This window comes from Azospirillum sp. (assembly GCF_035627195.1).
Classification (GTDB): domain Bacteria; phylum Pseudomonadota; class Alphaproteobacteria; order Azospirillales; family Azospirillaceae; genus Azospirillum.
Genome location: NZ_DASPMG010000408.1, coordinates 14809 through 40735 on the forward strand (window position 1 = coordinate 14809; position 25927 = coordinate 40735).

Sequence of the window (25927 nt, forward strand, 5' to 3'; positions counted from 1 at the left end):
AAGGGTGGAACGGTCATGAGCCTGCACCGTGAAATCGCCTTCGAGACCGAAATCTGCGCCGTCATGGCGGCCCGCGGATGGCGGTATGCTGATGGCGACGCGGCCCATTACGACCGCGCCCGCGCCCTGTTTCCGGCCGACGTGATCGCGTGGGTTCGGGCGACCCAGCCCAAGGCGTGGGAGACGCTGACCAGGAACCACGGTGCCACCGCGGAATCGGTGCTGCTGGACCGCATCCGGAAGCAGATGGATGACCGGGGCACGCTGGACGTGCTGCGGTACGGTGTCGAACTGCTCGGGTTGCGGCAGCCGCTGATGCTGGCGCAGTTCAAGCCCGCCCTGGCGATGAACGCCGACTTGCAGGCCCGCTACACCGCCAACCGCCTTCGCGTCCTCCGGCAGGTCCGCTATTCCCTGCACAACGAGAACGCCATCGACCTTGTGCTGTTTCTGAACGGCGTGCCCGTCGCGACCGCCGAGTTGAAGTCCGACTTCACCCAGTCGGTTGCCGACGCCGTGGACCAGTACCGCTTCGACCGGCAGCCGCGCCCCAAGGGGCAAGGGGCAGCGGAACCGCTGCTGGAGTTCCCACGCGGCGCCCTGGTGCATTTCGCCGTCAGCAACTCCGAAGTTCGGATGACGACCAAGCTCGACGGCGCGGCCACCACCTTCCTGCCGTTCAACCTCGGCGACGGCGGGGCCGCCGGAAACCCGCCCAACCCCGCCGGTCACCGCACGGCCTATCTGTGGGAGGAGGTATGGGCACCGGACGGGTGGCTGGAGATCCTGGGGCGGTATCTGGTCGCCAAACGAGACAGCAAGAAGCGGATCACCGCCGTCATCTTCCCCCGCTACCACCAACTGGATGCCACACGCAGGCTGGTGGCGGCCGTGCTGGCGGAAGGCGCCGGGAGCAAATACCTCATCCAGCACTCCGCCGGGTCCGGCAAAACCAACTCCATCGCCTGGACGGCGCACTTCCTTGCCGACCTTCACGACGACGCCAACACCAAGGTGTTCGACTCCGTGCTGGTGGTCAGCGACCGGACCGTGCTGGATGCGCAGTTGCAGGAGGCCATCTTCGGCTTCCAGCGCACCGCCGGCGTCGTCGCCACCATCACCGGCGAGAACCAGAGCAAGAGCGGCCAGTTGGCCGAGGCCCTGTCCGGCGGCAAGAAGATCGTCGTCTGCACCATCCAGACCTTCCCCTTCGCCCTGGAGACCGTCCGGCAGTTGGCGGCCACCCAGGGCAAGCGGTTCGCCGTCATCGCCGACGAGGCCCATTCCTCCCAGACCGGTGAGGCCGCGAGCAAACTGAAGCAGGTGCTGTCGCCCGAGGAACTGAACGCGCTGGCCGACGGCGGCGAGATCGGCACGGAAGACCTGCTGGCGGCTCAGATGGCGACCCGCGCCAAGGATGCGGGCATCACCTACGTGGCGTTCACGGCGACGCCGAAGGCGAAGACTCTGGAGCTGTTCGGCCGCCGCCCCGATCCGTCGCAGCCCGCCGGACCCGGCAATCTGCCCGCGCCCTTCCACGTCTACTCCATGCGGCAGGCCATCGAGGAGGGCTTCATCCTCGACGTGCTGAAGAACTACACGCCCTACAAGCTGGCGTTCCGCCTGGCCTCCGGCGGCCAGGAATGGGACGACACGATGGTCGAGCGCAGCGAGGCCATGAAGGGCATCATGCGCTGGGTGCGGCTGCACCCCTACAACATCACCCAGAAGGTCCAGGTGGTGGTGGAACATTTCCGCCAGAACGTCTCCCCGCTGCTGAACGGCCGGGCGAAGGCGATGGTGGTGGTCGCCAGCCGCGTGGAGGCGGTGCGCTGGAAGCTCGCGATCGACGGCTACATCAGGAAGTCCGGCTACGCCATCGGGACGCTCGTCGCGTTCTCCGGCGAGGTGAAGGACGAAGAGTCCGGCCCGGACCCGTTCTCCGAAACCGGCGCGGCCCTGAACCCCACCCTGAAAGGCCGCGACATCCGCGACGCCTTCGCCACCCCGGATTTCCAAATCCTGCTGGTGGCGAACAAGTTCCAGACCGGCTTCGACCAGCCGCTGCTGTGCGGCATGTACGTGGACAAGCGGCTCGCGGGCATCCAGGCCGTGCAGACCCTGTCCCGGCTGAACCGTGCCCATCCTGGCAAGGACACCACCTACGTCCTGGACTTCGTGAACGAGCCGGACGAGGTGCTGAGGGCCTTCCGAACCTATTATGAGACCGCCGAACTGGAAGGCGCGACGGACCCGAACCTCGTGTTCGACCTGCGCGCCAAGCTGGACGCCACAGGCTTCTACGACGACGGGGAGGTGGACCGGGTCGTCAAGGTGGACCTGGACCCGAACGCCACTCAGGGCCAGCTTGCCGCCGCCCTGGAGCCGGTGGCCGACCGCCTGCTGAGGCGCTACAAGGCCGCCACCGAGTCCTTGAAGGAGGCCCGCGCGAGCCAGAACGCCAAGGGCGAGCAGGACGCCAACGACGAAATCGAAGCGCTCATCCTGTTCAAGCGGAACCTCGGCGCGTTCCTGCGGGTCTACGTGTTCCTCTCCCAGATTTTCGACTACGGCAACACCGCCATCGAGAAGCGGGCCATCTTCTACAAGCGCCTGCTGCCGCTGCTGGAGTTCGGGCGGGAGCGCGAGGGGGTGGACATTTCCAAGGTGGTGCTGACCCACCACAAGCTGACCGACCGCGGCAAGCGCGACCTGGCGCTCACCGGCGGCGGCGGCGAAAAGCTCAAGCCGCTGACGGAGCCGGGCAGCGGCGAGGTGCAGGAGAAGGCCAAAGCGCTTCTGGCCGACATCATCGCCAAGGTTAACACCCTGTTCGACGGCGAACTTACCGACGACGACAAGCTCGTCTACGTGAACAACGTCCTCAAGGGCAAGCTGCTGGAATCCGAGATCCTGGTGCAGCAGGCCGCCAACAACACGAAGGAGCAGTTCGCCAACTCGCCTGACCTGAACAGCGAACTGCTGAACGCCGTCATGGACGCCTTCGCCGCCCACACGACCATGAGCAAGCAGGCGCTTGATTCCGAGAAGGTCCGCAGCGGGCTGCTGGACATCCTGCTTGGTCCGGCGCAGCTCTATGAAGCCCTTCGCCTGCGTGGCAGCAATTCCGGAGGAGAGGCTCATCCCTGACCCCGCATCTGTCGTTTCGCGGCTCTCCAACGATCCATCGCGTAGCCCCGGAATTCGCCAACAGTGTCCGTTGCTGCTCAGACCCCGAAATCGGCGCGGCAACGCGAGGATGGTCGCCACACCGACGGTCGCCACCAAGGCGCCCCCTACGGAGACCTGCTGCCTCCTGGCCCGGCGGCGCTCCGCCTCGCGTCGCACCCGCAGGAGATACTGCTGCTCCGAGCTGAGGAACTGACCTGTGTCGGTCGTGGACGGATGCCGTGATGTTCTGCGGGCCGGGCGCGTTGTCGGGGGAAGCGCCTTGATTTCAGACGCCACCTCGTCGCTCCCCGTGCGGGGGCGTGGATGGAAACGTCCGGTCGATGTCGCCGATCGGACCGATGCCGTCCCCAGCGCTCCCTTGCAAGCCCGTTCTTCGGAGCTTGGAAGCTGTCGGCCCGTCCGTGCCAGATCCTCCGGTGCTATTCGTCGGTGCTGCGGCGCCTCCTCACCGAGCCAACGCCGGGGCACCGGCGTCACGGCGGCGCCGTGACCGGCGGCCCCGGCGCCGTCTCGGCCCTCCGGGTGACGCCCCGGGCTGGCGGCACGGTCACGGAGAACAGGGCGGCACGGCTCTGCGCCACCCGTGGCTTGCGCCGTTGCCCCATCACCGGCTGCGGCGCGGCGCTTCCGGTTCCGCGCGGCGCGCCGGACCCGCGCCGTCCGGTGCCGTCCGCGCCGGCTCGGGCGCCAGCACCGCCCGCTTCTGCGTGGCCGACAGCACCACCGGCCCTTCGGCGCGCTCCTTCTTCAGCAGTTCCGTGGCCACGAAGCGCTTCAGGTCGGCCTTGGCGGCGCCGGCGATCCGGCTCATCCGCCGGTCGATCGTCTCCGACAGCGCCGCGAGCACCAGCCGCCCGTCGGCCGAGAGCGCCCGGTGAGCGGCCTGCAGCGCGTTTCCGTTGCCGTCCGGCACCGGCCCGCCCGCCGTCCGGGGGGGCGGAGCCGTTCGGTCCGGCGCGGGGGGCGGCGCGGGCGCCGGCGGTCCGGTTTCGGCCGGGGCCGGCGCCGCGACGGTGGCCGGGCGCGGCCCGTTCGGCGCTCCGCGCTCCGCCCGGCGCCGCTCGGCTTCCTGGCGGTCGAGGGCGGTGGGCCGGTGGCCGTGCGCCTCCAGGCCATGGACCTGCGCCGCGATCCACGCCTCCTGCCGGAACGCGGCGGTGCCTTTGATCTCCACGGCCGTCCAGCCGCGCGCCGCGGCCAGGACTATCATCGCCGCGATGGTCTTGCGATCCTCGCGCCGGGTGCTGATCGTGCGCTCCGTGGCGCGCAGGGCGAGGCTTTGCCCCCGGTGGTCGTCGTAGTAGCGTCGCTCGCCGTCCGCGTCCTCGACGTAGTAGGCGTGCGCGAGGGGATCCGGCGCCGTCCGGGCGGCCGGCCTCGACCGGGGCGCGGGGGCCGGTCCGCCGTCCCCGGCCGCCGGTGCCTGGGATGTCCCCCGGCTCGCGCCCGCGCCAGGGGGCGGGCTTGCACCGTGCACGCCAGGCCCGCGCGGTGGATCGGCCACGGGACGGAGTGCGATGCTGTTGGCCGGGCGCATGCTGTCCGGCAGCCAGTCGGCAAGGCTCATGGCTCACGTCTCCTGTGCCGCGGGGGTGACGGCGGATCCCATGCTCATGCGCCGGCGGCGCCCCGGCCGCCGGAGGGCCGACCGACGGTCGGGACGGCGTCGATGATGGCGGCGACCGCCGCCTTGCCGTCCGCCAGCCCGCAGCCGCTGAGGTCGACCTCGGTGCCGAGGATGGCGGCGATGAGGCCGTCCGCCTGATGCGGCCGCAGGGCCGCCGGGGCCGCCGGGTCGAGTGGCCGCGGATCGGCCGCGGGCGGCGCCCGCCCGGCGCCGCCCACGGCCGATCCGGCATCGGAGGCGCCGGCACCCGTGGCACCGGCACCCGTGGCGGCGCCGTTGCCCGCCGCCCGCCGGCCGCGCGTGGGCCGCGGCGCCGGGCGGGCCGCGGCGCCGGGCGCCTGGGTGGGGGCAGACACGGCGGCGGCGATCGGCTCGAAGCCCTTGCCCTGGTCGAGGCGCACCGGGATGTCGATCGGCGGCACCGCCGGGGCGGGGCGCAGCAGGCGGGTGAAGGCGCGGTCCTGGAAGTGGCGGATGCGCCGCGCCCGGATCGGGTGCATCCCGGGCCGGATCAGGATGGCCTCCGTCGGCGCCAGACGGGCGACCTCCTGCGGCAGCAGCAGGGCGCGGCGCTGGTCCGTCTCGGTCACGCTCAGCCGGTCGCGCCGGAAGACCCGCCAGAAGCGCGGGCCGCTGCGCGCCACGCCGTCCACCGTGGCGTAGCCCAGCCGCGCGCTCAGCTCCTCGCACAGCTTCAGGTCCTTGGTGCCGAACACCACCTCCAGGCCGCAGTTGTCGAGGACGGCCTCGGCCTTGTCGGGGCCGTAGAGGTCGCGGTCGCGCAGCTGCGCCTTGCTCTGCATGATCAGCATCAGCCGCATGCCGTAGCCGGCCACGTAGGCGAAGGCGTCGGCCAGCACCGGCATGGGACCCAGGAGCGGGAACTCGTCGAGCAGCACCAGCACCTGGTGCCGGGCCGCCGGGTCGTGCTGGGGCAGCGTGCGCACCGTGACGTCGACGAGCTGCTGGAAGAACAGCGCCAGCAGCGGGCGCAGGCGGGCGATGTTGTCGGGGCTGACGCCGATGTAGACGGCGTGCAGCGCTGTCCTGAGCGCCCGCAGGTCGAAATCACTCTCGGCGGTCGCGGCGTCGATGCGCGGGTTGAACCACAAGGACAGCCGTGCGGTGACCGTCTTGCGGATCGAGTTCACCAGGTCGGGCGAGCCCTTCAGGTAGTCCTCGAGCGCCTTCACCGTGGCCTCGGTGTAGGGCGCTCCGCGCTGGCGCCGCGCCTCGATGCGCTCGATCATCGCGCGCGCCCCGTCGACGCTGGAGAGCAGCCGCAGCACCTCGCCGAAGGTCAGCGGCAGCTCCGGCGTTTCCGCCAGGAAGCCCGCCACCCCGGTGAAGGCCGAGCGCGCGGCGTCGGTCCAGAACTGCTGGTCGCCGGAGACGTGCGGAAAAACCATCTGGGCGATGCGCTGGATGTCCTCGAAGGCGTCGATGGTGCCGCGCCGCACGTAGGTGAACGGGTTGTAGCGCGCCGTGCGCCCGTCCGGGGCGAGCGGGTCGAACAGCACCACCGTCTGCCCGGCGGCGGCGCGGATGCCGGCCGTCGCCGCCCAGGTCTCCTTCTTGACGTCCAGGCAGACCAGCGACGCCTCGTAGAGCAGCGCGTTGGGGATGACGAGGCCCACCCCCTTGCCCGAGCGCGTCGGGGCGTAGCAGGCGACGTGCTCCGGGCCGCCGAAGCGCAGGTGGCGGCCGCGGCGGTCCTGGCCGACGAAGAGGCCGCCGGCCCCGGCGTAAAAGCCGGCCCGGGCGAGCTCGCGGCGCGTCGCCCAGCGCGTCTCGCCGTGTAGCGGGCGCCGTCCGCCGCCCGGCCGGCCGGCGCGCGCCAGGCGGCCGAGGAGCAGCAGCACCGGGACGGCGGTCGCGGCCCCGCCCGCGATCCTGAGCCACGGCCCGGCGGCCGGGTGGGCGAGGCCGTAGTGGTGCAGGTACAGCCAGTACTGGAGCAGCGGCCACGTGCCGGCGTCGAGCCGGCCGACGCCGAGCAGGAAGACCAGCGACGCCACGACCGACCACAGGACGGCCAGGGCCAGCAGCGCGGCGAGGACGGCCAGGGCCTTGGCCGGCGCCGGCCAGTCGTGGAGGTCGGGCATGGGCGGCTCCCTCATCCGGCGGCGCGGATGGCGGCCGCAGCCTCGGCGATCGCCGCCAGGGGGTCGAAGAAGACCTCCTCGATGGCGAAGCCGTCCGGGCCGCGCCGGCAGTGGGCGATGACGTCGATCCGCTGGCGCAGGAACGCGCGCACGTCGGCATCGGCCAGGTGGCGGCCGGCGTCGTGCTGCTTGACCATCAGGCGCAGCGCGTCGAAGGCGTCCATCGCGCCGCCGGCGTGGCAGGTGGTGATGGAGCCGGGATGCCCGGCGGCGACGGCGCGCAGGAAGGTGAAGGCGGCCCCGTCGCGCAGCTCCTGCATGAGGACGCGGTCCGGGCGCATGCGCAGCGCCGCCTCGATCAGGTCCTCCGGGCGCACGCGCGCCAGGCCCTGGCCGCCCTTGCTGTAGAACAGCGCCACGCGGTTGCGCTGCGGCAGGCCGATGAACTCGGCGGTGTCCTCGATGGTGATCAGGCGCTCGTCCGGTGGAATGGCCTGGATCAGCGCCTTGGCGAAGGTGGTCTTGCCGGACCCGGTGTCGCCGGTGGCGATCAGCGTCTTCCTGGCCCGCACCGCCAGCGGGAAGAAGCGTTCCCAGTCCCTGGCCCGGTGCAGCTCCATCAGCTCGGCGTCGCGCGGGTGGACGCGGCGGGCGGCGCGTTCGGTGCGCGCGAACAGGCCGCCGGCGGCCAGCCCGGCGATGGTCGGGACGAAGCCGGAGGGCCGGCGGATCGTCAGGCTCAGCGTGCCGGCGGCGACGGCGGGCGGGCGGCAGATCTGCACGCGCTGGCCATCCGGCAGCACGGCGGCGCACAGCGGCCGCTCCGGCCCGACGTCCTGCTGCGCGAGCGCGGCGCACAGCGTGGCGACGGCGTCGAGGCGCTCGTAGCCCAGCTCCGGCACCGCGTGCCAGGACCAGCCGCCGCGGCCCTCCACCCCGGCCTCGCCCGGCCGGTTGATCACGACGTCGGTGACGGCCGGGTCCGCCAGGAAGCCGGCGATGGGCTCCAGCAGGAGCCGCAGCGTCGTCTCGCCGGGCCGCATCACCGGACCTCCCCGGGGACCAGGGGCAGGGGCCGGCCGGCCGACGGCGCCACCCGGTAGACGGTGGAGAAGTCGAGGTCGCGGGCGACGAGGATGCTGACCAGCTCGCCCTGGTTCTTGCGCACGGTGGGCGGGATGGCGATGGTGCCGCGCAGCGTCTCGGCGATGACCGACTGCGTCTGCCCGGTGTTGATGGTGGTCGTGCCCGCGCTGGCCGCCGCCGCGACGCCGGCCTGGAGGACGCCGTCGACGGTGGACAGCAGCAGCGCCCCGCCGAAGCGCTGCCAGAAGTGGCGGTCGACCGCGCCCTCCAGGCCGGCGCGCCCGAGCGCGTCGGCGGCCGGGCTGTCCAGCGCGATGACCACCCCTTGCGGCGTTTCCGCCCGCGTCCACACCACGAACATCCGCTCGACCCCCTGGCGGACGCCGCCGCGGAATTGGCCGACCACGCGCGTCCCGCGGTCGAGCAGCGTCAGCCCGGTCGTGCCGGCCACGTCCTCGGGGAGGACGCAGGTCACCAGCCCCGGCAGGGTCGAGTCCATCGCCGTCTGCAGGATGCAGGGAATGAGCGTCCCGGTGGTCAGCAGGTAGGGCCGGTTCCGCAGGACGTCGGCGGTCACGCCGGTGAGCCGGGTGGGCTGGAGGCGCACCGCCAGGTCGTCCGTCTCCATCGGACCGTCTCCGCCGCCCGAGCTTCCGGACAGCCCGGCGCCCGACGGGACGCCGGCGCCGTGTCCGGCCCCGCCGGAGCCGGGGCCGTCCGCGGTGTAGACGAGCAGGCGCGGCGGACGCGGCGGCGGGGACGCCGCCGGCGTGCGGACGATCGCCGGCGGCGCCTCCGGCAGCGGGGGCGGCGGCGGCGCGGCCAGCGTCACCGGCTGGGCGGGCGGCGGGGGCGGGGGTTCGTAGCGGACGGTCGGGCGCGCCGGGGGCGGCGGTCCGTCCGGCGGCGTGAGGTCGGGCCGCTCCGCCGTGAGCAGGATGGCGCCGCAGGCCAGCACCGCCCCGGCGACGATGACGCCGACGCCGGCCTTTCTGCCGATGGCCGGCGGCCGGCCGGCCACATCGGAGACGTGGCGCTCGCCGGCCAGCGCGCCGCCCGGTGGGGGAAGGGGGTCGCCGCTCATCGGCCGGCCCTCCGCACGGTGCGGGTGACGTCCGGTGTGCCGGTGCCGGTGCCCGGGTCGCGGCCGGCCGGGTCGAAGCCCCGGTTGATGATGCGCAGCGCCGCGCGCCCGTCGCGCAGGACGAACGCCCGCGCCGTCGTCTGCACCACGGCGTGGTCGCCGGCCATGGTGTGGGGGACGATGGTCTCGGCGCCGTCCGGGGCCACGGCGTAGAGGGCCGGAACACGCCGGCTGCCGGGAAAACGGAAGGCGGTCTGGCGGCCGTTGTCGCTGACCTCGGCCGGCTCGAGCGCCGCCGCGCCCTGGGCGACGTAGCGCCAGTTGCGCGGTCCCTGCGCCCAGGCGCCGGCAAGCCGGGCCTGGGCGGCCCGTTCGCGGGCGTCGGCCGCGGCCTGCGCCGTGCGGGCCTTGCGGGCCGCGCGCTCGTCCTCGGGGTAGCGGAAGTGGACGGCGAACATGGCCGATGCCTCGCCGTCCGCCGCCTCGGCGACCAGCCGCAGCTGGTAGGAGCGCACCGCACCGTCGGACCGGGTGGTGACGACCTGGGCGTTGGTGGCGGGGCGGACCTCGGTCGGCTTGAGGAACAGCATGTTGCCGGCCGGCTGGGCCAGCCAGGCGTCGGCGTCGCCGATCGCCACCTGGGTGATCGCCTCGGCCGGCCCGAAAGTGATCTGCGTCGAGGTGGTCGGGCAGCCGACGATGCGCACGACGTTCATCGGGTTGTGGGCGACGACCTGGACGCGCGGGTCGTGGCCGCCCGGGCGCGGCGCCTGTTCCGCCCGGGCGGGGCCGGCGGCCAGGGCCGCGGTGGCGGCCAGGGCCGCGGCGGCGAGACGGCGGCGGGTCATGGGGTGACCTCCATGTCGGCCCGGTAGCTGGTGACCGTGAAGCCGAGCGGGTTGACGTTGATGGACGCGGCGCTGACGGCCCCGGGGACGACGTCGAAGCCGATGGTGGCGACCATGCGCTTGACCGGCAGCGCGGTGTCGCCCTTGCGCTCGAGCTGGACGAAGCGGACCTGGGCGAGCTGGGGGCCGAGGAAGCTGGTGGACACCCAGCGCAGCGTGGCGGTGCCGTCGCGGCCGAGCACGACCTGCGGGCTGGCCGGGTTGGAGCCGCGGAACTCGGCGGCGTACTCGGCCTGCACCGGCGGCGCCGACAGCAGGGCCACCGCCTCGAAGTTGGCCTGCGCCTCGGCGGCGCTGTAGCCCTGGCGCAGGCGCACGTACTGCCACAGGAAGTAGCGCCGCTCGGCCTCGCTGGCTTCCATCGGGCCGCCGCGCAGGTCGTAGACGCGCTCGACCGCGCCGGTGGCGTTGTCGACGCGGAAGACCAGAGGGACCACGCTCTTGAGCGGCGCCAGCGCGGCGACGGCGAGCGCCCCGGCCAGTCCAACGAGGGCGCCGACGACGCCGACCGCGACGCCGGCGCGCGCGGCGCGCCGGCAGGCGCGCAGCCGGTCGGCCTCGTAGCTGGCGACGCGGGCGAAATAGGCGTCGAGCAGCGCCGGATCGGCGGGGACCGGGCGGGCCTGGAAGGCGCCGGCGGGGGGCGGGGTGGCGGCGGTCAGGGTCATCGGCCGGCCTCCGTACGCATCGACGGCGCGGCGGCCGGGGCCAGCGGGGTGCGCAGGTCGTCCGCGCCCGGCGTCCAGCGGCCGGGGTTCAGCGCGCGCAGCGGGCCGGACGCGTCGGTGGGTGGCGCGTCGTCGGCGCAGCCCGGCAGGACGAAGAGGAGAAGGGCGAGCGTAAGGCGGTGCATCATGCGGCGTCTCCTGTCGTGAACGGGGCGCGGGCGTTGGTGCCGCGCGGGCGCCTAGAGCAGGGTGTTGCGGTCGGAGAGGGAGCCGCCGGTGGCCGGCCGCGGGCGGTGGTGCGCCGTGCGGCCGGCGGCCCGCGCGCCGCCCCAGGCGGCCGAACCGGCGGCGTGCAGCGCGCCGAGCGCGCCGAAGCGGCCGGCGTGGTGTGTGTTCCCGTGGGCGTCGACGCGGCGCTGGCCGGCCGAGCCGACGGCGCCCCGCGCGGCGCGGGCGAGCGCGCCGGTGTGGAAGGCGAGGCCGCCGGACAGCGAGGCCGCGAAGGCCGGCAGCTGGAAGGCCACGTAGGCGGCGACGGCGAAGAAGATCACGCCGGCCAACAGCACCTGGAGCATCACCAGGGGATCAACCGATCCCATGCGTGTGACGGTGCTAACAACTTCTTGCTCGACAGCAAGGACTATGAAGAGCAGGACGATGGTGGTGACCTGGAGGATGACGCAGGAGATCAGCGAACCGATCCAGCGCTCGAAGACGGCGCGGGTGGCGGCGAACAGCACCAGCGGAACCAGCAGCGGGCCAACGGCGATGTACAGCGCGAGGATCACGCGCGAGATCAGCCAGATGGCGAAGCAGAAGCCGGTCGACAGGATCGCGGCCGCCCAGAACAGCACCACCACCGCCTTCTCGGCGATGTCGCTCCAGCCCAGCGTGCGCCACACCTCGAGGCCGGCCCGCCAGGCCCGCAGCCAGACCTGATCGAAGCTGTTCGCACTGACGATTCTGACAGCACCCGAGGATGTGAGGGCGTCCGACAGGGCGGCGGGAAGCGTCGCGAAGAAGACATCGTAGACGTACTGCTGGTACACCCCGGCCCCCGTGATGACCCAGACCACCAGGATCATCCTGAGCATGCGCCCGAACAGGACGGCACCGGTCTCGCTGACCGCACCGCGCAGGACGAGGATGCCGGTCAAGGCGATGTACAGCACCAGGGCCACCCGCAGCGGCGCCGCCGCGAAGACCAGGAAGGCGTTGAGCACCTCCGTCACGGCGGCGACGAGCGGCGTCTCCACCTGGGAGACGATGTAGGCGAAGATCTGCCACTGAAGTTCGCCCATTGCCGATCACCTCCCTGATGCCCCGGCTTCCATCAGCAGGGAGCGCATTGCTACGTCGCAGTGGTTTAGCTGCGGATTTCGGCGGCACATGATGAGTTTGCTCTGCCGATTTTCCGGATCGCTGGACCAGAAAGCCGGGTCGTTGGGGTCCATGGTGCCGGTGCGCGCGCGGGCCTCGCGAAGGGCGACCTCCACGTTGGCCCGGTGCGCGTTGAGGCAGTCGGCATCGCGTCCCAGCCGGCCCGGATCCTCGAGGCAGGCCAGCTGCACGCTGGCGCGGGCCTGCGGGTGATCGGCGTACCAGCCCACGGTGCGCGGCGGAGCCGCCGAGGGCTTCTGCGCCGCCGCCGGTGCGCCGGACAGCAGCGGCACCAGCAGCGTCAGGGCTTGCACGGTGCAAGCCCATGCCGTCGTGACCGGTCCCATCCTCAGCCTCCCCGCGCTTTGGCCTGCTCGATGAGGTCGTCGATCGACTGGCGGCGCCGTTCCTGCTCGCGCTGCTCTTGGTTGCGCTGCTGCGCCTGCTGCCACAGCGCCAGCGACTGCGCCTGGACCTGCTGGGCCTGGATGTAGGCCTGCTCCGCGCCGATCCGCGCGGCGAGGTCGGCGACCGCCTTGGCGTCCGGGGCGGCGGCGAGCTGCCCCTCGATCCCGCGCAGGGCGGCGATGCGGTCCGCCGCCGACTGGTACAGCTCACTCGCCACCGCCTGCGCCCCGGCGACGCTGGCCGCCGCGCGCCGCATCTCCCCGGCCTGGAAGTCCGGGCCGGCCGGTTCGTAGACGCGGTTGCGTTCGCGGTGGCTCTGGGCGGCCGCGCCCAGGGCGCCGGGGCCGGGGGCGGTGCCGTTCATCACCGGGCCGAGCGCGCCGCTGTCCGGCAGGGCGTTGCGCAAGCGATCCACGTCGAGCTGTTGGCCAAGCCGGTTCAGGGCGTCCGCCGGGGCGTGGGCGACCGCCTGGTAGGTGTCGAGCAGCTGCCGGTACTGCTGCTGCATGACCTGCAGCTGCTGCGCCAGCTGCTCGATCTGCTGGACGCTGCGCGCCAGGTTGGCGGAGTCGATCACCGCGTGCTGCGCCCGCGCGGGGAGCGCCGCGGCCGCGCTGATCGCAACGGTGGCCGCGGCGGCGGCGATGGCCGTGGTGTGTCTGCGCATGGATCCGTCCTCCGTTGTCCGTCCCTACGACGCGGCTTGGCGCCACTGCCGGCGGAAGTGCGGCAGCCAGGCGTCGGGCTCCGGCCCCCATTCGGCGATCAGCCGCTCCATGAGCCGCACCGTGCCGGCGCGCCCCGACAGCACGGCGACCAGGTCGTCCAGCCCGCCCAGGTCCAGCTCGCAGGCCACCGAGGCGGTGCCCTGCTTGAGCAGGAAGCGCCGGCCGCCCGCCGTCAGCTCCTCGCGCACCGCCTGGAACTCCGGCTCCGTCAGCTTCAGCCCGGCGCGGTAGTCGGCGGCGTCGGCGCGCGCGTTGGGCATCAGGATCTGCGTCGGGCACTGCTCGATGATGGAGTGCGCGATCGGGCTCTTCAGCGCGTCGGCCGGCGACTGCGTGCCCAGCATCACCAGCCCGTTGAGCTTGCGGATCGTCTTCAGCTTGTCGTTCACCAACTCGCGGAAGCCGGGGTCGAGCAGCGCCTTCCAGAACTCGTCGATGGCCAGCACCAGCCGGCGGCCGTCCAGCAGGCCCTCGATGCGGTGGAACAGGTAGGCCAGGATCGGGCCGCGGGTCACCGGGTCGTCGAGCACGGCGGTGACGTCGACGCCGAGGAACGGGGCGTCGAGCGCCACCGCGTCGGCGTCGTTGTCGAGCGCCCAGCCCAGGGCGCCGCCCCGGCACCACGTCTCCAGCCGCGCCCCCGGCCCGTCGGCGTCGGCGTGCCCGAGGAACGCCCGCAGCTCGCCCAGCGAGCGCGCCGCCGGCGGCAGCGCCAGCACGGCGCGCAGGCCCAGCTCCAGCCGGCGCTCCTGCTCCGGGGCCGGCTCCCGGCCGGGCTCCAGCATCAGCGGCGTGAGCAGGCCCTTGAGGAAGGCGACGTCGGCCGGGGCCGTGGACAGCGCCTTCAGCGGCGCCAGCCCCGACGGCGCCCCGGCGGGCAGGACCAGGTAGGTGCCGCCCACGGCGCGCGCCAGGATCTCGCCGCCGCGGTCCTTGTCGAAGAACACCACCTGCGCGCCCTGCCGCCCCGCCAGCGCCGCCAGGAACAGCATCAGCGTCGTCTTGCCCGAGCCGGCCGGCCCGGCGACGAAGACGTTGCCGAGGTCCCGCACCGACTCGGTGGGGGCGTGCAGGTGGAAGCGGTAGGCGGTGCCCCCGGTGGTGCGGAACAGGGTGAGCGGCGCCCCCCAGTACCCCTGCGCCGCGCCGGCCGGGTAGTTGTGCAGGCTGGCCATGGCGGCGAAGTTGCGCGAGCTGACGGCGCCCGGCCGCGTGCGCAGCCGCAGGTTGCCCGGCAGCTGCGCCCAGTAGGCCGCCTCGAGCGCCAGGTCCTCGCGCGCCACGACCGCGCCGCTCTCGGCGAGGTCGCGCCGCGCCCGCGCCGCCACCGTGCGCAGGCTCTCCAGGCTGTCGGCGAAGGTGACCAGGGTCAGGTGGTGGTCGCCCATGACGAAGGCGTTGGAGGCCAGCTGGTCGGCGGCCTCGGTCAGCGCCTGCGCCTGGCTGGCCGCCTTGTCCTGCGCGGCCACCATCTGGTTCTGCTTGCGCGTCAGGATGGCCTGCGCCGCCGGCTTGGCCAGGAACCCGAAGGTCTGCGTCAGCACGCAGCGGTAGGGGGCGGCCAGCACCGCGTCGAACATGCCCGGCCAGGTGGTCGCCGGGTATTCGCGCAGGCCGAAGGCGGCGGCGTAGGTGGAACCGCCGGGGCCGCGGATCTCGATGGCCTCGCGCCCGACGATGACGCGGTCGGTGTAGATCGCCGCGCCGAGGGGACCGTCGACCAGCGGCACCGGCAGGCGGCGGCCGGTGAGCACGAGGTGCAGCGCCTCGCCCGGTTCGGAAAACAGCACGCCGCCGGCCGTTCGCAGTGCCAGCCGGCGCGGGGCGTGGTCGTCGAGCTCGGCGAGGATCGCCGCGACCGCCGCGTTGAGCGTGTCGAGGCCGGCCGGGTGGACCGGGCGGGCGCGGTCGCTGCGGGCGCGCCGCGCGAACAGGGCGGCCAGCGGACCGCCCTCGGCGGCGGCCGCCGGGCGCAGCAGGACCGAGAGGAAGAGGTCGTTGCGGTACAGGCGGTTGGCCAGCAGGCGGGCGCGGTAGGCGGCGTCGAGCTCGCGGGCGAAGGCGCTGGTGCAGGGCGCTTGCGGGTCATCGATGCCGTCGGCCAGGGTGCGCACGGTGTGCGTCGCCAGCACGAGCCGCTCCGACGCGATGTTGCGCAGCAGCAGGTTGCGCCGCGCGTGCCGGGCGTTGACCTCGTCCGCGGCGGCCGTCTCGAAGGCGGCGCCGTCCAGCGCGATCATGGCCAGCAATGAGCCGTCGTCGAGCAGCAGCGCGTCGGGTGCTGCGTGGCCGAGGTAGGGGACGTAGGTGTCCGGCTCGCGCTCGCGCGCGATGGCATCGAGCCTAAACATGGATGCGGACCTCCCGGGCGGTGCGGGCCGGGCCGAGCGGGCGCGGGCTGACGGACGAGCCGCCCCAGCGCTCGGTGTTGCGGGCGCGGGCCTTGGTTTCGGCCCACAGCCGCAGGGTGCCGAACAGGTTGCAGTCGTGGCGGACCAGCGCCCGGACCGCGCCGTGCACGACGGCGCCGATGAGCAGGTAGAACGGGTTGCCCATCATCACGAAGACGATGCCGGTGGCCATGCCGTTGAGCGCCACCGCCTCGAGCGGCACGCCGCGCCACATGGCCGGGCGGGTACAGGCGAGGAACAGCGGGTCTTCCGTCAGCGCGTCGGGGTCCATCGGTTGCTCCGCAGGGGCTGTTGCTCCGCAGGGGGACGGCCGCCGTCGGGCGGCGGGAGGACGCGCGGTCGGCCGCGGGCCACACCGCGTGGGGCCGTCAGGCCCCGACGATCTGGTCGACGAGCCAGGCGGAGGAGAAGATCAGCATGACGCCGAGGATGACGCCGCCGGCGGCGCGCAGGCTGAGCGCCCCCATCAGCGCGCCGACGCCGGCGACGCAGATGGCGATGACGGCGACGAGGCGGCCGGCGGTGCCGGTGAGGATGTTGACGATGTTCTGCAGGAAGGTGGTGATGTCGCCGCCGCCGCCGGCCGCCTGGGCGAAGGCCGGGTCGGTGGCCAGGATCAGCGCGGCCGCCGCCAGGGCGGCGATGGCGAGGCGGCGGGCCGGGGACGGCGGGGCGACGGCCGATGACGGGCAGAGCGTGGGCATGCGAGGGTCTCCTCACGTGTGAAACGGGTGGGCGGAGGCCGGTCGGCCGCTCTCAGCGGCCGTCGTCGGCTGGGCTGGGCGGGGCCGTCGGCCGCACGAGACCCGCGGTGCCGGAGGGTGCCGGGCCGTGCGGTTCGGGGGGCCGGCCGTGGGACGGCCACGGCCCACCGGTCCGCGCGTGCTCCCGTGCCTGGCGGGCGCGGCCATAGACGTCCCAGGCGGGCGGTGCCGGCGGCGTGGCCGTGGCCGGCGAGCTTGCACCGTGCAAGCCCCGCTCGGTGCCCGGCGGTGCGTTGCCGCGGAGGGCCGGGACGATGTGCCCGGCGGCGGCCTGCACCTTCGCCACGTAGCCGTTGGCGACGCCGCGCACCGGCGAGCCGGTGTTGTAGCGCGACAGCGCCCGCACCAGCGCGCGCTGCTCGTCCTCGCCCGGCGCCGGCCGGTAGCCGTCGACCAGGACGCGCGCCCCGCCGGCGATGCTCGCGCAGGGATCGAAGGCGTCGGCGACCGTCAGGCCGAGGCCGGCCAGCGTCGCGCTGTTGATCTGCATCAGGCCGAGGTCGAGGGAGTGCCCGCGCTCCAGGAGGGCCTTCGCGGTGGCGACCGCCTCCCCGGCCGTCGCCGGGGCATGCGACCGGCCGGTGGTGTTGTCGCCGATCGCCAGCGCGTCGAAGCGGCTCTCCGTGCGGGCGACCGCCGCCAGCGTGGCGGGGTGCACCGCGGGGCCGCAGCCGGCGGCGAGTTCGAGGAACACGGCCAGGGGGACCATCATGCGCCCCCTCCCGGTCCGGCGACGGCCGCCGCCTCAGCGGAGCGGGACGGCGGGGTCGGGACGGCCGGCCGCCAGACCGCAGTCGGGAGGCACGGCGCCGGTCGCCGCGGCCTCGCGGGCGAGCACCTTGTAGCGGGCCAGCTCCGGGTCGCCCGCGATGTAGACGGGGATGCAGCCGCGGTAGCGGAAGTCCACGCGCAGCAGGGTGAGCAGGCGGTCGAGGTCGCGGTAGGTGCGGTCCGCCCTGTCGTTCCACGTCCGCAGCGGCAGGAAGTCGCGCCGCCAGCTCGGCCGCAGGTAGGCCAGGTGCTCGACGAACCCGCCGACGCACTTGGAGACGACGAGGACGTTGCGGATGCGCCCGCCCTCGGCGAGCGCCTGCCTGATCTCCCCCTCCTGCAGTCCGCTCTCCAAGCCTCGCTCCTGCTGTCCAGCCGCGGTTGCGCGGATGGAACGGCCCGATGGGCCGGGCGCGCCCCGCCGGCGGCGGCGCGGCGCCGGTCCGCGGAGCCTTTCATAGCAGCGAAAAGAGGGTAGGGGCGAGCGGACTTAGCGGATAGGCGTGTCGTCATTCCCGGGGTCTCCCGCGTTGGACGCCGGACACACAGAGGCGTGATGTTAAAAGCGATTTTGCAAAAAGGCGTCTTATGGTGCGGTCGGTGCCGCGCCGGTGGTCCCGGAAGGCTCCGGCATGCGGCGCGCCGTCTGTTGTGACATACAGCGGACGGAGACCGGAATCACGGACTCTTTCGCGCCATGGTGGCGCGAAAGGCGGTCGCCATCGTAGTCGTGCGACTCGCATGGACAGTTCATCAGCGACGAAAGCGATTTTATAAAATCACCAGCGCCGTTCCGGGCGCGGGTGTCCACGCGGAGGCCGATCATGAAGACGCTGGTCGTGATGAACGAGAAGGGCGGGGTGGGCAAGACCAACCTCGTCGCCCATGCCGGCTGGTACCTGGCGGAGCGCTTCCGAACGCTGGTCATCGACCTCGACCAGCAGGCGAACCTGACCGCCACGCTGGGCGCGCACGTGGCGCACGTCGACAGCGTGGCGCTGTTCGCCCGGCCGACGCGGGTGCCCGGCGCCGGCGCCCTCACCGTCACCCGCTCGACCCGCGACCTGCTCGGCGTCGAGGGCGTCGACCGGGCGTGCATCGAGACGTTCCGCGACAGCCTCGCCGGCATGGACGCCGACTACGACGTGTGCGTCATCGACACGCCGCCGGCGCTGACCAACCGCACCTTCGGGGCGCTGCTGGCCTGCGACGCGGTGCTGGCGCCGATCGGCATCAACGACTACTCCATCCAGGGTGTCGCCGAGCTGCTGCGCGCCGTCAAGGGGGTGTCGCGCCACTACGGCCGGCCCGAGCCGCTGTTCCTCGGCCTGCTGCCCTCCATCTTCGACCGCCGGAGCCGGCGCGAGCGGGAGCTGTTCGAGAGCCTGGCCGAACAGGCCGGCACGCTGCTGTTCCCGGGCATCGTCGCCAAGCGCGACCCCTACGCCCGCGCCGCCAGCGACCGGGCGCCGGTGTGGGCGATGGCCGGCGCGGCGGCGCGCGACGCCGGCCAGGAGATCCGCGGCGTCTTCGCCACCGTGGCGGAGCGCATGGAGCTGCGCCGATGAGCGGTCCGGCCCGATCCCGTGCGGCGTTTTCCGAGGCCGCCTTCGGCGCGCTCCGCGCCGCCACCGGCGAGGGGCAGGGGGAGGCGTTGCGCATTCCGCTGGCCGACATCGACGAGGATCCCGGCCAGCCGCGCACCGTCTTCGACGACGACGGGCTGGCGGAGCTGGCGGCGTCGATCCGGGAGCATGGCGTGGTGCAGCCGGTCGTCGTGCGTCCGCCGGTGGACGGGCGCTACACGCTCGCCGTCGGCGCCCGCCGGCTGCGTGCCTCCCGGCTGGCCGGGCTGGCCGACATCCCGGCGGTGATCCGCCGGGGCGGCGGCGACGCCTTCGCCGCCCAGGTGATCGAGAACCAGCAGCGCGCCGCCCTGTCCAACGGCGACCTCGCCGCCGCCATCGCGCGGCTGGCCGGCGCGGGGCACAGCAACCGGCAGATCGCCACCATCTGCGCGCTCAAGGACTACCAGGTCGCGGCGTTCAAGCAGGCGGGCCACTTCCCGCCGGAGCTGCGCGCGCGCCTCGACCGCGGCGACATGCGCGCGCTCTATGACCTGTACCGGCAGTGGCGGAAGACGCCCGGCGCGGTGATCGCCGCGCTGGCCGAGGCCGAGGCGTTCCTCACGGTGACCGAGGCGCGCCGGATCATCGGCGGCATCACCGGCGCGCCCACCGGCAGCCTGGTGCTGGAGCGGCCGGTGGCGGCGCGGCCGACCGGGGATGCGGTCGCGGCCGCGCCCGGCCCGGCGGCGGACGGGGGCTTGCACGGTGCAAGACCCGCAGCGCCGGAGACGGGCCGCCGCGGCGCCGCCGGGACGCCCGACCCGGCGGCGGACGCGCCGCGCGGGGCGCCGGTGTTCCGCGTGGCCACGGGCGACGGGCGCACGGGCCGTCTGGTGGTGGACCGCAAGGCGGCGCGGCCCGGCGCGGCGCTGGTCACCTTCTCCAGCGGCACCGAGGCGGTGGACGCCGCGGAGCTGCGGATCGTCGGCGTTGATTGACGGGCCGCCCCGCGCGGAGCGGGGCCTTGCACCGTGCAAGACGCCCCGGTCCCTCGCCCAGGCTTGCACGGTGCAAGACAAGCCGCCCGGTGAGGCGGTGCCTCTCGCCGGTCCGGCCGTCCCGATGGGTCGAACTCTCCGCGAACTCTCCGGAGCGGAGAGGGGCGTGAGGGAAGAGGGGGCAGGATAGGTTTGCTGGGAGCAGTGTCATACAAGGAGAGCCGATGGCGGCACGGAACGGGCAGGAACTGCTCTCGGTCTGGGTTCCGGCGGAACTGGCGGCCGTCTTCAAAGCACAGGCGCGCGTCACCGAAGGCGGCACGTCGGCCGCGCTCCGGCGGCTGGTGTGCGAGGCGGTCCGGGGATGCCCCCCGGCGGCCCCGCGCGGTGCTGGGGCCGGCGCGCAGGTGGGGGTGCGGTTCAAGGAGGCCGAGCGCGCGGCGTTGGCTGAGGCGGCGCGGGCGCGCGGCTGCAGCCCGGCGAACTGGCTGCGCTCGCTGGCGCTGGTGCATCTGGCGCGCCGCCCGCAATGGACCCCCGCCGAGGTCGAGGCGTTGCGCGCCGTGTTCCGGGAACTGCGGGCCATCGGCCACGGCGTGGACCGCATCGCCCGTGCCCTGGAGGACGCCGGGGGACCGGCGCCGCCGCACGCCGACGCCGTGCGCGAGGCGGGCGCGGAGGTCCGGGCCGGAATGCGCCGGGTGGTGGCGGTGATGACCGGGAACTTCGACTACTGGGGCCTGCCGGACGCCGAGCGCCCAACCGCCGCGCCGGGCGCGGCCGGGCGTGCCGGGGCCGAGGTGCTGGCCGCCGAGGTGCGGCGCCGGAACCGGCCACGGCGGCGGGCGGCCCGCTTCGACGCCGGGGAATGACACCGGTTTGCACCGTGCAAGCCGGTTGGCGGACGGCGGGGAACTGCTGCGGGGCCAGCGGACGCCGGCCGGGTGGCGTCAGCCGCGCCCGCGCGGGCGCGGCGGGGCGGGCTCGCGGCGCTCCGGCGCGGGAAACGGGCTTGCACGGTGCAAGCCCGGCGCGGGCTCCGGAGCGGACGGGCCCGGGAGCGGGGCGTCACGGCCGGGCTCGCCGTGGCGGGCGTGCCGCAGCGCCGCGGCGAGGGCCTGCCGGCGGGGCAGTGGCACCGGCATGTCGGCGACGAACCGCCGGATGTCCCGGGCCAGCTGGCGGTCCGCCGCGTCCCCGCGTTCCAGCTGTTCGGCGTGACCCAGGTAGGCGCTCCGGATGGCCTCCTGGCGCGCCTGAAGGGCGCGGCTCCATCCGGGCGGTGGCGGGGCATCCGTCCGGGCGTCCGCCTCGGCCGCGCGGCGGATCGCTTCGGTGGCGTACGGGGCGATCCCACGCCCCTCCGCCTTGCTGGCCGGCTGGCGCTCGGCCTTGCGCACCTGGCCGCGGGCGAAGCGCGGTGTCGCTTCGGCCTCGACGCCGAGCCGCCGCAGCTCGCGCGCGAACCGCTCCCGCCACTGCCGGAGGTCGGCCGGGCCGGGCGCCAGCCGGCGGCCATCGGCGCCGACCGCGCGGATCGCGATGTGGACGTGCGGGTGCCCGGTGTCGTCGTGGCGGGCCAGAATCCAGTCGTGCGTGCCGGTGAAGGTGGCGCGCGCCCAGTGGCGGGCCGCGGCCTCGACCCGGTCGGGCGGGGTGCCGGGCGGCATGGAGAGCGTGAGGGCGACGCTCTGCGCCGCGTTCGGCCCGGCTCTGCCGCGGCCCTCCGCCGCGTTGGCGAGCAGCCAGTCGTCGTGAAGCTCCAGAAGCCGCGCGCGGCCGGTGATGCGCTCGCCGTCCTGCGTCTCGGCGGCCAGCGTGCCGTTGCGGGTGAGGTAGTCGAGCTGGGCGATGAGGTGGCCGGCCGCGCCGCGTGCCCGTCCGGTCAGCTTCACCATGGCTTCCGGCGCCTTGGTCACGATGCGCCGCAGCCGGGCCTTGCCGGTGGCGGAGAGCGGCGCCGGCCCGCCGCCCGGCGCCAGCCGGACGTCGCGGCCCCGGAGGGTCGGCGGCAGCCGCCAGACGTCGTCATCGCCATCGCTCATGGTGTGGGCTCCGGTCCGAAGAGGATTCGCAGCGCGCGTTGCTGAGCGGATTACGATGTTTCATTCCACCGCCGCGTTTTCCAGGCCGCCGACGCGATGACACAGGGCCCTGTCCGGAATCGCCGCCCGGCATCTGCCGGTCCGGTGATCCGGGTTGGCGGTGAAGCGGGCATCATCATGGATATACAATGGGAGGGGTGGTCCATGACGGTTCGCACGACGCTGTTCCGGTCCAACCGCAGCCAGGCCGTCCGGCTGCCGAAGGACGTGGCGGTTCCCGTTCACGCGCGGGAGGTCGTCATCCTGCGCAAGGGGGGCGCCGCGTCATCGTTCCGGCCGACGGCGTCTGGGACGATTTCTTCTACTCCTCCGGCATCGCCTTTCCGGACCGCGATCAGCCCGCCGTGCCGGAGCGCGAGGCGTGGTGAGGCTGCGCTGCATGCTCGACACCACCGTCTGCATCCTGCGCGACCCTCCGCAAAGCGCGCGCACGCGGTTCAACGCCGAGGCGGGCGGCCCGTGCATCTTGGCGGTCACGTTCGCCGAATTGCTGCATGGCGCTGCAAAATCGGACCGGCCGGCCGAAAAACGCCACGAGGTCGAGCGGCTGGCCGCCCGTATCGAGGTGTTGCCCCTTGACGAGGACGTGGCCGGACATTTCGGCGACATCCGGGCCGGGCTGGAGCGCCAGGGGCGCGTGATCGGTCCGTACGATCTGATGATCGCCGGCCATGCGCGCAGACGTGGCCTCGTCCTGGTCACCGGCAACCCGGGCGAATTCAGCCGGGTGCCCGGGCTGCGGTGCGAGGGCTGGCTGGTTGAGCCGGGCGGGCGCTGGCCGGCGCGGGCGTCCGGTCAGTTCGCCGGGCGGGCGGCGAGCAGGTCCTCCAGGCTCGCCGCGTCCAGCACCCGGTCGAGCCAGCCTTCCACCGTCTCGGGATCGGCGGCGGCGATGCGCTCGCGCACGTCGGCGGGCAGCGGGCCGAAGCGGCGCTCCGCCACGCGCAGAAGGGCCGCGGCTTCACCTTGCACCCGCCCCCGGTCGACCAATCCGGCCAGATAGGGATCGCTTTCGACATCGACCTGCAGCGGCATGGCCCGCACCTCCTCGAGAACCTGTCGGGTGACCCCGCGCAGCCCGGCCAGGATCAGCAGCCGGGTCAGCGCGTCGCGCCGCGCCCGCTCGTCGAGCGGCGCCAGCCGCGCCAGGATTGCGCGCACCGTGGGTGTAAGGTGATCCCGGCCGCACAGAATGGCAAGCAGGTTGTCCTCCACCGCCGGGCTGGCCAGCAGCGGCGCCGGGTCGAGGCTGCGGCTGTCCACCACCCGGTAGGCGAAGGACAGCCCCGGCGCCTCCAGGCGGCCGGCGATCGGCGCAGCGCCCCCGGCCTGGATGACCACCTGCTCCACCGGGACGCCCGGGTGGGCCTCGGTGATGAGCAGCCAGTACCACAGCATGCGCCGGGGCATCGCCGGATCGGCCCTGGCCTGCCACTCCAGATGCAGGATGCGGCCGTCGTCCAGGCGCACCAGCGTGTCCACCCGGCGGTCCCGGGCGTCGGGGAACTCGGTCGGCAGGCTGCCGGCAACGCCGGCCCCGGCGAGCATCCGGATCAGCGCCGGGGTGCCCGGCCCGGTCAGCGTGCGCAGCGTGATGTCCAGCGTCATGGCTCCTCATAGCACACCCAAGGCCGGCGGTGCAGGCGTTGTCGGTCGCCGTCGGGCTATGGGGACGGCCGACCGTCACGGCGAGCCGGAGTTGGTTGGCCAAACAACGGCTCGCGAGGCGGGCCAACGATGAGAGCCGCCGGGTTGGCGCCGGGGGTGGTTCGGCCATTCACCCTGGTCAAGAGATGCCTCGGTTCAGGATACTCGCTAGTCGGCTTCAGGAGGGTGTCGCCGGCCGCGTCCTCCTGGGCGTTGGCGATGGCCATCTTGCCGATGCCGCGCAGCGCCACGGTGCCGATGCCGGGAACTGCGGCGGCCCTCGGCGTCAAGGGCCAGGTCTTGCGGCGCTCCGGCATTGAACAAGATTTCCACGGGCCGGCGCGGATCCTCCCGTAGCCGGGACCGCAGGCGCCCGCACAGGAACAGCTTCATGCATTGGCCGTGCATCGGCGCGGATGCCGACGTCCTTGGTCGTGGCGTTGGATGCTCGGTCCGCCATGACGGTCACGTCCCAACATCGGGTGGCTTCCGGGTCAACGGCCGGAACGCGTCCGGCGGATCGCAACACGCGGCCGCATCAGCCGGCGCCCGCTCCATCAGGGTGACGTTGTAGAGGGGCACGGTGTCAGCCTCAAACTCGGCCTGGGCCTGCTCTGCCGGCAGGATGCGCACGCCAATGGCGTGCAGGTCCCGCGCGGCGCGGTCTCGGTCGGGACCATCGTCCAGCAGCGCATGCCGCACGGTGCGAGATCCCGCGGGAATGCCGGCGACAAACAGCCACGCCCCCGTGTCGGGTATCCGCACGAGAAACGAGCCGTCCAGCTTGTAAGCGTGAAGGGCGACAACACCAGGGTCCATGGCGCACTCGATCAGATGGCCGCCGTCTTTCAGCAGCAGCTTTCCGGCGAATGCAACCTCGAGCGTCTGCATGGCGGTTCTCGTCACATCATCGGTCATGGGGCAACGCCCGGTGCCGGGCGGTAGGGGAATCAGGCGCCGCCGCAGTCAGCATAGCGCTCCGGATCGACGCTGTCCTCGGCGTCCACCGCCGTGCCCGTCCAGGCGCAACGTTCCGCGGGCGAACGGGGCGCCATCGGCCGGCAGCCCGGCGATCATGGCGCCGCCCGCCGACAGATTCACCACCCGGCACGCCTGCGCCCGCCCGCCGGCGGTGACCGACACCCGCTCCTCCACATCGTAGCGCTTCTGCCGGCGCCGGTCGGCGTCGTTGGTCGAGGTGCGCACCACCCGCACCAGCAGGCTCTGTTGCAAATGAACCGCGCCGGGTTTCGCGGAGGCCCCATTTCTTGAGAAGATGGGGTTACCATGACGAAGCAGGCATCACCCAAATACGCCCCCGAGGTCCGCGAGCGCGCGGTGCGGATGGTGTTCGAGCACGCCGGCGAGCACGCCTCGCAATGGGCGGCGATCAGCTCGATCGCAGCGAAGATCGGCTGCAATCCCGAGACGCTGCGGGGCTGGGTCCGGCAGGCCGAACGCGACCAGGGCAAGCGGCCGGGGCCGACGACGGACGAGCGCGAGCGGATCAAGGCGCTGGAGCGCGAGAACCGTGAGCTGCGCCAGGCGAACGAGATCCTGCGCAAGGCCTCAGCGTATTTCGCCCAGGCGGAGCTCGACCGCCCGTTCAAGAAATGATCGCTTTCATCGACGCGCATCGCGCCGTCCACGGGGTCGAGCCGATCTGCAGGGTGCTGCCGATCGCCCCGTCGACCTACCACGCCCATGCCGCCCGGCGGGCCGATCCGTCCAAGGCGCCGGCCCGCGTGCAAAGCGACGCCGAACTGAGGGGGGCTATCCGACGGGTCTGGGATGCGAACTTCCAGGTCTATGGGGTGCGGAAAGTGTGGCGGCAATTGCGGCGGGAACGCCTCGACGTGGCGCGCTGCACGGTGGCCCGGCTGATGCGGCGGATGGGCCTGAAGGGGGCGACGCGCGGCAAAGCGGTGCGCACCACGCTCAGCGACCGGGCGGCGCCCTGTCCACTCGACCGGGTGAACCGCCAGTTTCAGGCACCCCGCCCGAATGCCTTGTGGGTCGCGGACTTTACGTACGTCGCGACGTGGCAGGGCTTCGTCTATGTGGCCTTCGTCATCGACACGTTCGCCCGCCGGATCGTCGGCTGGCGGGTGTCGCGCACCGCCCACGCCGGGTTCGTCCTGGACGCTCTGGAGCAGGCGCTCCACGACCGTCGGCCAGCCAAGGGCGGCGGCCTCGTTCATCACTCCGACCGCGGGGCGCAATACGTGGCGATCACGTACACCGAGCGTCTCACCGAAGCCGGCGTCGAGCCCTCCGTGGGCAGCGTCGGCGATTCCTACGACAACGCCTTGGCTGAGACCATCAACGGCCTCTACCAGGCTGCGGAAAAAGGTCTCCGTGCGGGAGCATTCTCTCCGCTGAAGGCTGAAATTTGCGGTATCCCCACGCCTTTTGGTGGAAACCTGCGGGAATTGCCCCGCTTTCGAGGCCCGGAGCCGCCCAGCGGGCGGACTCCG

Annotated in this window: 23 protein-coding genes, 2 pseudogenes and 1 other annotated feature; of the genes and pseudogenes, 6 read left to right on the plus strand and 19 right to left on the minus strand. The window is 73.4% G+C overall.

Annotated features, from left to right (window positions below; translation table 11 throughout):
• Window positions 1-15: 15 nt before the first annotated feature.
• Window positions 16-3150 carry a type I restriction endonuclease subunit R gene (locus tag VED21_RS35105; protein WP_324890564.1) on the plus strand — a complete coding sequence of 1045 codons (3135 nt, stop codon included), beginning with the start codon at window positions 16-18 and terminating at the stop codon, window positions 3148-3150.
• A gap of 646 nt (window positions 3151-3796) precedes the next feature.
• On the opposite strand, the gene VED21_RS35110 is transcribed toward VED21_RS35105, so the two are convergent.
• The 15 genes from VED21_RS35110 to VED21_RS35180 all read right to left on the minus strand — a co-directional run bounded on the left by VED21_RS35110 (window position 3797) and on the right by VED21_RS35180 (window position 17487).
• Window positions 3797-4759 carry an LPD7 domain-containing protein gene (locus tag VED21_RS35110; protein WP_324890565.1) on the minus strand — a complete coding sequence of 321 codons (963 nt, stop codon included), beginning with the start codon at window positions 4757-4759 and terminating at the stop codon, window positions 3797-3799.
• 44 nt (window positions 4760-4803) lie between these two features.
• The gene (locus VED21_RS35115; RefSeq protein WP_324890566.1) at window positions 4804-6924 is read right to left on the minus strand and encodes a type IV secretory system conjugative DNA transfer family protein; all 2121 of its coding nucleotides are present in this window, start codon (window positions 6922-6924) and stop codon (window positions 4804-4806) included.
• 11 nt (window positions 6925-6935) lie between these two features.
• Window positions 6936-7967: a P-type DNA transfer ATPase VirB11 gene (virB11, locus tag VED21_RS35120; protein WP_324890567.1), complete on the minus strand. Its 1032-nt coding sequence runs from the start codon at window positions 7965-7967 to the stop codon at window positions 6936-6938.
• Complete coding sequence (gene virB10, locus VED21_RS35125; protein WP_324890568.1) at window positions 7967-9094, minus strand: type IV secretion system protein VirB10; 1128 nt, start codon at window positions 9092-9094, stop codon at window positions 7967-7969. The genes virB11 and virB10 overlap by 1 nt, the downstream gene beginning before the upstream one ends.
• Entirely contained in the window at window positions 9091-9942 is an 852-nt protein-coding gene (locus VED21_RS35130; protein WP_324890569.1) for a TrbG/VirB9 family P-type conjugative transfer protein, read from the minus strand. The genes virB10 and VED21_RS35130 overlap by 4 nt, the downstream gene beginning before the upstream one ends.
• Window positions 9939-10670 (minus strand): virB8 family protein, encoded by a 732-nt coding sequence (locus tag VED21_RS35135; protein WP_324890570.1) that lies wholly within the window; start codon window positions 10668-10670, stop codon window positions 9939-9941. The genes VED21_RS35130 and VED21_RS35135 overlap by 4 nt, the downstream gene beginning before the upstream one ends.
• Window positions 10667-10858, minus strand: a complete 192-nt coding sequence (locus tag VED21_RS35140; protein WP_324890571.1) for a hypothetical protein — start codon at window positions 10856-10858, stop codon at window positions 10667-10669. The genes VED21_RS35135 and VED21_RS35140 overlap by 4 nt, the downstream gene beginning before the upstream one ends.
• Window positions 10859-10909: 51 nt before the next feature.
• The gene (locus tag VED21_RS35145; RefSeq protein ID WP_324890572.1) at window positions 10910-11971 is read right to left on the minus strand and encodes a type IV secretion system protein; all 1062 of its coding nucleotides are present in this window, start codon (window positions 11969-11971) and stop codon (window positions 10910-10912) included.
• Between the two features lie 6 nt (window positions 11972-11977).
• Window positions 11978-12397, minus strand: a complete 420-nt coding sequence (locus VED21_RS35150; protein WP_324890573.1) for an EexN family lipoprotein — start codon at window positions 12395-12397, stop codon at window positions 11978-11980.
• A 2-nt stretch (window positions 12398-12399) separates the two neighbouring features.
• Window positions 12400-13125 carry a type IV secretion system protein gene (locus tag VED21_RS35155; protein ID WP_324890574.1) on the minus strand — a complete coding sequence of 242 codons (726 nt, stop codon included), beginning with the start codon at window positions 13123-13125 and terminating at the stop codon, window positions 12400-12402.
• Between the two features lie 24 nt (window positions 13126-13149).
• On the minus strand, window positions 13150-15537 hold the full coding sequence (locus tag VED21_RS35160) for a VirB4 family type IV secretion/conjugal transfer ATPase (protein ID WP_324890575.1): 2388 nt from the start codon (window positions 15535-15537) through the stop codon (window positions 13150-13152).
• Entirely contained in the window at window positions 15530-15868 is a 339-nt protein-coding gene (locus VED21_RS35165; protein WP_324890576.1) for a type IV secretion system protein VirB3, read from the minus strand. Before VED21_RS35165 ends, VED21_RS35160 begins: the two co-directional genes overlap by 8 nt.
• A 97-nt stretch (window positions 15869-15965) precedes the next feature.
• Entirely contained in the window at window positions 15966-16301 is a 336-nt protein-coding gene (locus VED21_RS35170; RefSeq protein ID WP_324890577.1) for a TrbC/VirB2 family protein, read from the minus strand.
• Between the two features lie 52 nt (window positions 16302-16353).
• Window positions 16354-17073 carry a lytic transglycosylase domain-containing protein gene (locus VED21_RS35175; protein WP_324890578.1) on the minus strand — a complete coding sequence of 240 codons (720 nt, stop codon included), beginning with the start codon at window positions 17071-17073 and terminating at the stop codon, window positions 16354-16356.
• Window positions 17074-17106: 33 nt separating this feature from the next.
• Window positions 17107-17487, minus strand: coding sequence for a hypothetical protein (locus VED21_RS35180; RefSeq protein WP_324890579.1), 381 nt, complete (start codon window positions 17485-17487; stop codon window positions 17107-17109).
• A 469-nt stretch (window positions 17488-17956) separates the two neighbouring features.
• On the opposite strand from VED21_RS35180, the gene VED21_RS35185 reads away from it, so the two are divergent.
• The 3 genes from VED21_RS35185 (at window position 17957) to VED21_RS35195 (ending at window position 20570) form a co-directional block, all read left to right on the plus strand.
• Window positions 17957-18700 carry a ParA family protein gene (locus VED21_RS35185; protein WP_324890580.1) on the plus strand — a complete coding sequence of 248 codons (744 nt, stop codon included), beginning with the start codon at window positions 17957-17959 and terminating at the stop codon, window positions 18698-18700.
• Window positions 18697-19698: a ParB/RepB/Spo0J family partition protein gene (locus VED21_RS35190; protein ID WP_324890581.1), complete on the plus strand. Its 1002-nt coding sequence runs from the start codon at window positions 18697-18699 to the stop codon at window positions 19696-19698. Before VED21_RS35185 ends, VED21_RS35190 begins: the two co-directional genes overlap by 4 nt.
• Window positions 19699-19922: 224 nt before the next feature.
• Entirely contained in the window at window positions 19923-20570 is a 648-nt protein-coding gene (locus VED21_RS35195; protein ID WP_324890582.1) for a plasmid mobilization protein, read from the plus strand.
• 78 nt (window positions 20571-20648) lie between these two features.
• On the opposite strand, the gene VED21_RS35200 is transcribed toward VED21_RS35195, so the two are convergent.
• A complete protein-coding gene (locus tag VED21_RS35200) occupies window positions 20649-21743 on the minus strand; it encodes a relaxase/mobilization nuclease domain-containing protein (protein WP_324890583.1) in 1095 nt (364 codons plus the stop codon).
• A gap of 439 nt (window positions 21744-22182) precedes the next feature.
• Here VED21_RS35200 and VED21_RS35205 point away from each other — a divergent pair.
• A pseudogene (locus VED21_RS35205) lies at window positions 22183-22479 on the plus strand (type II toxin-antitoxin system VapC family toxin); the annotation flags it as partial.
• 119 nt (window positions 22480-22598) lie between these two features.
• On the opposite strand, the gene VED21_RS35210 reads toward VED21_RS35205, so the two are convergent.
• From VED21_RS35210 to VED21_RS35220, 3 genes are all read right to left on the minus strand, one after another.
• Window positions 22599-23411, minus strand: a complete 813-nt coding sequence (locus tag VED21_RS35210; RefSeq protein WP_324890584.1) for a hypothetical protein — start codon at window positions 23409-23411, stop codon at window positions 22599-22601.
• Between the two features lie 504 nt (window positions 23412-23915).
• The gene (locus VED21_RS35215) at window positions 23916-24341 is read right to left on the minus strand and encodes a hypothetical protein (RefSeq protein ID WP_324890585.1); all 426 of its coding nucleotides are present in this window, start codon (window positions 24339-24341) and stop codon (window positions 23916-23918) included.
• 75 nt (window positions 24342-24416) lie between these two features.
• The gene (locus VED21_RS35220) at window positions 24417-24683 is read right to left on the minus strand and encodes a PilZ domain-containing protein (RefSeq protein WP_324890586.1); all 267 of its coding nucleotides are present in this window, start codon (window positions 24681-24683) and stop codon (window positions 24417-24419) included.
• 54 nt (window positions 24684-24737) lie between these two features.
• On the opposite strand from VED21_RS35220, the pseudogene VED21_RS35225 reads away from it, so the two are divergent.
• Window positions 24738-25927 (plus strand): annotated as a pseudogene (locus VED21_RS35225) (IS3 family transposase); the annotation flags it as partial.
• Window positions 25022-25138 (plus strand) — a sequence feature (AL1L pseudoknot). (Overlaps the previous pseudogene by 117 nt.)